This window comes from Streptomyces sp. NPDC059564, from assembly GCF_042735575.1.
Lineage (GTDB): Bacteria > Actinomycetota > Actinomycetes > Streptomycetales > Streptomycetaceae > Streptomyces.
Genome location: NZ_JBHWBP010000399.1, coordinates 1 through 6,617, shown reverse-complemented (window position 1 = coordinate 6,617; position 6,617 = coordinate 1). Strand labels below are relative to the sequence as shown.

Genomic DNA, 6,617 nt, shown 5'->3' with positions numbered 1-6,617 from the left:
GACTCAAGGAGGCCGGCTACCAGTACGTCAACCTCGACGACTGCTGGGCGCTGCCGCAACGGGACGCCTCGGGCAACCTGGTCGCCGACCCCGTCCGCTTCCCGCACGGGATCAAGGCGGTCGCCGACTACGTGCACGGCAAGGGGCTCAAGTTCGGCATCTACACCAGCGCGGGCACCAGGACCTGCGACACCGCCGGTTTCCCCGGCGGCCTCGGCCACGAGCAGCAGGACGCGAACCTGTTCGCCTCCTTCGGCGTCGACTACCTCAAGTACGACAACTGCAACAACCAGGGCGTGGACGCCAGGAAGCGCTACACCGACATGGCGAACGCCCTGCGCACCACGGGCCGGCCCATCGTCTTGTCCGTGTGTGAGTGGGGCGAGAACAAACCCTGGGAGTGGGCGGCGCCGCTCGCCCACCTGTGGCGCACGACGGGCGACATCTCCGACAACTGGTCCTCGATGATCAACATCGCGCACCGGAACCAGCCGCTCGCCCCGTACGCCGGGCCCGGCCAGTGGAACGACCCGGACATGCTGGAGGTCGGCAACGGCGGCATGACCGCCGCCGAGTACCGCACCCACTTCACCCTGTGGTCGATGATGTCGGCGCCGCTGCTGATCGGGACCGACCTGCGCAAGGCGAGCGCCGACACCTTCTCGATCCTCTCCAACGCCGACGTGATCGCCGTCGACCAGGACCCTCTGGGCAAGCAGGGCACGGTGGTCTCCTCCAACGCGGGCCTGGTGGTCATGGCCAAGGAGCTGCGGAACGGGGACGTGGCGGTCTCGCTGACCAACGAGACCGGGGCCACCGCCACCGTCTCCACGACCACCGACGCCCTGGGCATCGGCAACCGCGGTCCCTCCACCCTCAAGGACCTGTGGACCAAGGCCGTGTCGACGAACACGAGCGGCACGATCAGCGCCTCCGTACCGTCCCACGCGACCGTCGCCTACCGGATCACACCCGGTCCGCTCCCCCTCCCGCCCTCCGGCACGTCCCACCTGTCCGATCTCCCCTGGACGGGCGTGGCCAACGGCTGGGGACCGGTCGAGAAGGACCGGAGCAACGGCGAGCGGCCGGCCGGTGACGGCAGGGCCCTGACGATCAACGGCGCCGTCCACGCGAAGGGCCTCGGCGCCCACGCCTCCAGCACGATCACCTACCACCTCGGCGCCCGGTGCACCGGCCTGACGGTGGACGTGGGCGTCGACGACGAAAGCTCCTTCACCGGAGCGGTCACCTTCCAGATCTACCGGGACGCCACCAAGGTCGCCGACAGCGGAGTGGTGACCACGGCGGACGCCGCCAAGAGGCTCACCGCCGACCTGACCGGCGGCCGGACGCTCAAGCTCGTCGTCACCGACGGCGGCAACGGCATCGACTACGACCACGCGGACTGGGCGACTCCCCGGCTCACCTGCAACTGACCCGCCGACACAGGCTGCGACAGCCCGAACAGGAAGACCCCTCACATGTCCCTGAACCGATACCGCAGTGGCGCCGCCCTGGCCGGATCCCTCGCGCTGGTCCTCACCCTGGGCGCCTGCTCCTCCGGCAGACCCGCCGCCGCCCCGGGTGCGGACAAGCCGGCCGACGGCCCCCTCTCCATCGCCTACCTGCAGAAGCAAGGCGACCAGGAGTACTTCGTCTCCGAGGCCGCGGGGGCCCGCAAGAAGGCGGCCGAGCTGGGCATCAAGCTCACCGTCGTCAACCTGGGCAACGACGCCTCCAAGACCATCACCGAGGTCAAGTCGGCCATCGCCCAGAAGAACCGGGGCGTCATCATCGTGGTACCGGAATCGGCCGTGGGACCCCAGGTCGCGGCCGAGGCGAAGAACGCCGGAATCCCGCTGCTGACCTCCGACGACCAGGTATGCGTCAGCGGCCCCAAGCCCGCGGACTGCAAAGCCTCCGACCTCGTGGCCCGCGTCGGCTTCTCCGGAGCCCAGATGGGAGCCGAGGTCGGCAAGCGGGCCGCCGCCGAGTTCAAGAAGGCCGGATGGGACGCGGCGGACACCCGGATCATCTACGCCTGGAAGCAGGACACGACGGTCTGCGGCGACCGGATCAACGGAGCCAAGTCCGCCTGGAAGGAGGCCGGCGGTCCTGACGTCCAGAGCGTCGAACTCGGCACGGACAACACCCCGGCGGGCGCGCAGGCCAAGGTCGAGGCGACGGTCACGGCGAACCAGGGCGTCAAGCACTGGGTGGTCATGGGCTGCAACGACGAGAACGTCTCCGGCGGCGTCAAGGGACTGAACAACGCGGGCGTGGGCGGCCAGAACATCGTGGGCATCGGCCTCGGCGCCTACCTCGCTTGCAAGGACTGGCAGGCCGGCGCCGACAACGGGATGAAGGCCGCGCTCTACATACCCGGCGACGAGGTGGGCGGGCTGGCCGTCCAGGCCATGTACGACAAGCTCAAGAACGGCAAGGAATTCGCACCCGAGTCCTTCGCTCCGACCAAGATGGTCGACGCGGGAACCTGGCGCGACGCGGGATTCGGGTGCAAGTGAGCCGGCCCGGCAGCCTCGCGTCCAGCGACCCGTCATCCGGCCCGGCCGGCTGCGCACTGCGCGTGACCCGCATCGTCAAGAACTTCGGCGCGGTCCGGGCGCTGCGCGACGTCACCCTGGAATTCCCGGCCGGCGCCGTCACCGCCCTCATGGGAGAGAACGGCGCCGGGAAGTCGACCCTGCTGAAGATCATCTGCGGCGATCACGTCGCGGACTCCGGCACGGTGGAGGTCGACGGCGCGGCCCTCCAGCTCCGCTCCCCCGCCCATGCCCGGGCGGCCGGCATCCGGCTCATCCCCCAGGAGCCGGAGATCGTCCCCCACCTCACCGTCGCCGAGAACGTCTACCTCGGCGCCCTCCCGACCCGCGGCGCCCGCCGCTTCGACCGCGCGGCCCTGCGCCGCCGACTGGCCGACGACCTCGTACGGATCGGTTTCGCCAAGGTCCTCGACCCCGACACCCTCGGCATCGACCTCACTCCGGCGCAGCGCCAACTCGTCGAGATCCTGCGGGCGTTGACCGGAGACGCCAAGGTCGTGGCCTTCGACGAACCCACCTCCTCCCTGTCCGAACACGAGGTGGGAGCCCTCTTCGCGCTGATCCGCCGACTGCGCGCACAGGGCCTGGCCGTCATCTACGTCTCCCACCGCATGCAGGAGATCTTCCAGCTCGCCGACCGGGTCGCCGTACTGCGCGACGGAGCCCTCGTCGACGCCGTGGACGCGGCCGCCACGGACGAGGGCGACCTCGTACGGATGATGGTCGGCCGGGACCTTTCCCGGGGCTTCACCCGCGAGCACGTCGCCACCGAGGAGGTCGTCCTCGACGTCCGCGACCTCACCAGCGACGACGTCAGCGGCATCAGCTTCCAGGTCCGCGCCGGCGAGGTGGTCGCACTGGCCGGCCTCGTCGGCGCCGGGCGCTCCGAGCTGGCCCGGGCCCTGGTCGGCGACCTGCCGCTGCGCGGGGGCACCGTCTCCGTCCTCGGCGAGGTGCGGCGCCTGAACCGGCCCGCCGACGCGATCCGCGCGGGCATCGGCCTCGCACCCGAGGAACGCAAGGCGCAGGCCCTGTTCCTCGACCGCTCGATCCGCGACAACATCTCCCTCGTCGTCCTGGAGCGCATCAGCCGGCTGCGCTTCGTACGCCGCGCGGCCGAGAAGGACCTCGTCCGCGAGTACACCGGCCGGCTGCGCGTGCGCACCCCCATGGAGCGGGACGTGCGCACGCTCTCGGGCGGCAACCAGCAGAAGGTGGTCCTCGCGCGCTGGCTGGCCCGCAGGCCCAAGGTGCTGATCCTCGACGAACCCACCCGCGGCATCGACGTGGGTGCCAAGGCCGAGATCTACCGGATCATCGCCGACCTCGCCGCGGCCGGTGTGGCCCTCGTGGTCATCTCCTCGGAACTGCCCGAGGTCCTCGGACTCGCGGACCGGGTGCTGGTGATGCAGGGCGGCAGGATCACCGGCGAGCTCGACCGGGCCGAAGCCACCGAAGAGGCCGTCCTCGCCCTCGCCATGGCCGACGACCTCACCACCACGACGGCAGCGACATCCCACGGAGAACTCTCGTGAACGCGAATACGACCACCCCGGGGGGCGGTACGCCCAAGACGACCGCCGCCCCCGCCCCGACGGGCGACGACCGTGACGCTGCGGCGGGACCGGCCGCCGGCGCGGAACCGCGTCGGCGCCTCACCCGGATCCTGGGCGCCGTCGGTGGCCAGAACCTCAGCCTGATCATCGCCCTCGTGCTCGTCCTGGCCCTGTTCGGGTGGCTCAACCCCGCCTATCTGACCTGGGCCAACATGAAGGTCATAGGCGACGCGGTCACCATCGCCGGGCTGCTCGCCCTCGTGCAGACCGTCGTGATCATCTGCGGCGCGCTGGACATCTCCGTCGGCTCCCAGGTGGGTCTGGCGTCCGTGGTCTCGGCCATGGTCTTCACCTCCAGCGGCGGGAGCGCCCTGCTCGGCATCGCCGCCGCACTCGGGGCGGGGCTCCTGGCCGGCCTCGTCAACGGGGCCGTCATCGTCTACGGCCGCGTCAACCCGGTGATCGCCACGCTGGCGACCCTCGCGGCGTACAAGGGAGTGGCACAGCTCCTCTCCAACGGCGCGGCGCAGGGCTACGTCAGCAACGACAGCGTGTTCATCTTCCTGGCGAACGGTTCCATCGCCGGGATCCCCGTCCTGCTGTGGATGCTCGCCGCGGTCACCCTCGGCGTTCACCTGCTGCTGAAGTACACCGACATCGGCCGCAACGTCTACGCCATCGGCGGCAACGACACCGCCGCACGCCTGGCCGGCATCCACATCAACAAATACCTGATCGCCGTCTACGGGCTCGCCGGAATCGTGGCGGCCATCGCCGGGGTGCTGCTGACCGCGCGGACCGGCTTCGGCCACCCCGTCTCCGGCAGCGAAGGCCTGGAGCTGAAGGCCATCACCGCCGCCGCCCTCGGCGGCTGCCTGCTCGCCGGCGGCAAGGGCGGGGTCGGCGGCACCCTCCTCGCCATCACTCTGCTCGGCGCGCTGGAGAACGGCCTGACCGTGGAGGGGGTCAACCCGTTCTGGCAGAACGTCGCACAGGGAACCCTGCTGGTCGCCGCCGTAGTGATCCAGAAGCGCCGCGCCGGGGAGCGGGCCGTGGGACTGCCCACCTGAGGTTCCTCACCGGTCCGGCTCCCGGGCCGGGTTCCTTCGTCAGTGAAGTGTCGCCGGAGGCCGCGTGCCGGGGACCGCGAGAGGCTGCGGTGTCATGAACGGAAAGGATCGGAGCGTGTCGATGACCACGGTGGCAGCGGGTTTCGAGGAGCTCTACGGCGCTCCTCCCGAGGGAGTCTGGGCCGCCCCGGGACGGGTCAACCTCATCGGCGAGTACACCGATTTCAACGAAGGCCTCGTCCTGCCGTTCGCCCTCCCCCACCGGACGTTCGCGGCGGTCTCGCGGCGCTTCGACGGGGTCCTGAGGCTGCACTCGGCGGACATGGGCGGCGAAGTCGTCACGCTCCGGGTGGACGCCTTGGAGCCGCTGTCGGGCTCCGGCTGGAGTGCGTATCCGGCCGGTGTGGTGTGGGCCCTGCGCGAGGCGGGCCACGCCGTGACCGGGGCCGACGTCCACCTCTCGTCGGCCGTGCCGACCGGGGCGGGGCTCTCCTCGTCGGCCGCCCTGGAGGTGGTGACCGCGCTCGCCCTCGACGAACTCCACGGCTTCGGACTCGGCCGGCCCGAGCTGGCGCGGATCGCACAGCGCGCCGAGAACGCCTTCGTCGGGGTCCCCTGCGGCATCATGGACCAGACCGCCTCCGCCTGCTGTGCCGAGGGGCACGTGCTGCACCTGGACACCCGCGACCTCTCGACGCGACAGGTCCCTTTCGACCTCGCCCCGCACGGTTTGGCCCTCCTGGTGGTGAACACGCGCGTGAAACACACCCTGGGGGACGGCGCCTACGCGGCACGGCGTGCGGCGTGCGAGGCGGGCGCCCGGCAGCTCGGGGTCGGATCCCTGCGCGACATCCCGTACGCGCGCCTCCCCGAGGCGCTGGCCCGGCTCGGCTCGGAAACGGTCCGCCACTGCGTCCGGCACGTGGTCACGGACAACGAGCGGGTGGAACGGGTCGTGGCGTACCTCGCGGCAGGTGATCCTCGTGCGGTGGGCCCGGTCCTCACCGAGGGCCACGCCTCTCTGCGCGACGATCTCCGGGTGTCCTGCGCGGAGTTGGACCTCGCGGTGACCACGTCGCTCGAGGCCGGGGCACTCGGAGCCAGGATGACCGGGGGCGGCTTCGGCGGCTCGGCGATCGTCCTGGCCGAGGCGGACGCGGTGGACCCGGTCGTCGCGTCGGTCCGCAAGGCCTTCACGGAATCCGGTTACACGGAGCCCGAGTTCTTCCCCGCGAGCCCCTCGGCGGGAGCCCACAGGGTCCACTCCGGCTGAGAGGCGACCTGGCCGACACGCGGCGGACGGCGTCATCCGGGCCGCCGCCGTGTGCAGGGCGGGGTCCGCTGGTTCCTCCGGATGACAGGGCCGGTCGGAGGCCGCGCCGGGCTTGGCCGGGGTGTGCCGGCCGTGCTGGAGTCGGGGCATGGAC

At 71.2% G+C, this 6,617-nt stretch carries 5 protein-coding genes; all 5 read left to right on the top strand.

Translation table 11 applies throughout. The features are described from left to right. Positions 1 to 1,436: NPCBM/NEW2 domain-containing protein (locus ACFV0Q_RS36400; protein ID WP_385011530.1), on the top strand; the 1,436-nt coding region annotated here is incomplete at its 5' end. 45 nt (positions 1,437 to 1,481) lie between these two features. Beyond that, the gene (locus tag ACFV0Q_RS36395) at positions 1,482 to 2,525 is read left to right on the top strand and encodes a substrate-binding domain-containing protein (RefSeq protein WP_385011528.1); all 1,044 of its coding nucleotides are present in this window, start codon (positions 1,482 to 1,484) and stop codon (positions 2,523 to 2,525) included. A gap of 62 nt (positions 2,526 to 2,587) precedes the next feature. Next, entirely contained in the window at positions 2,588 to 4,099 is a 1,512-nt protein-coding gene (locus ACFV0Q_RS36390; RefSeq protein WP_385011526.1) for a sugar ABC transporter ATP-binding protein, read from the top strand. Then, a complete protein-coding gene (locus tag ACFV0Q_RS36385; protein WP_385011524.1) occupies positions 4,096 to 5,190 on the top strand; it encodes an ABC transporter permease in 1,095 nt (364 codons plus the stop codon). The genes ACFV0Q_RS36390 and ACFV0Q_RS36385 overlap by 4 nt, the downstream gene beginning before the upstream one ends. A gap of 121 nt (positions 5,191 to 5,311) precedes the next feature. Continuing rightward, a complete protein-coding gene (gene galK / locus ACFV0Q_RS36380) occupies positions 5,312 to 6,463 on the top strand; it encodes a galactokinase (protein ID WP_385011532.1) in 1,152 nt (383 codons plus the stop codon). Positions 6,464 to 6,617 lie beyond the last annotated feature (154 nt).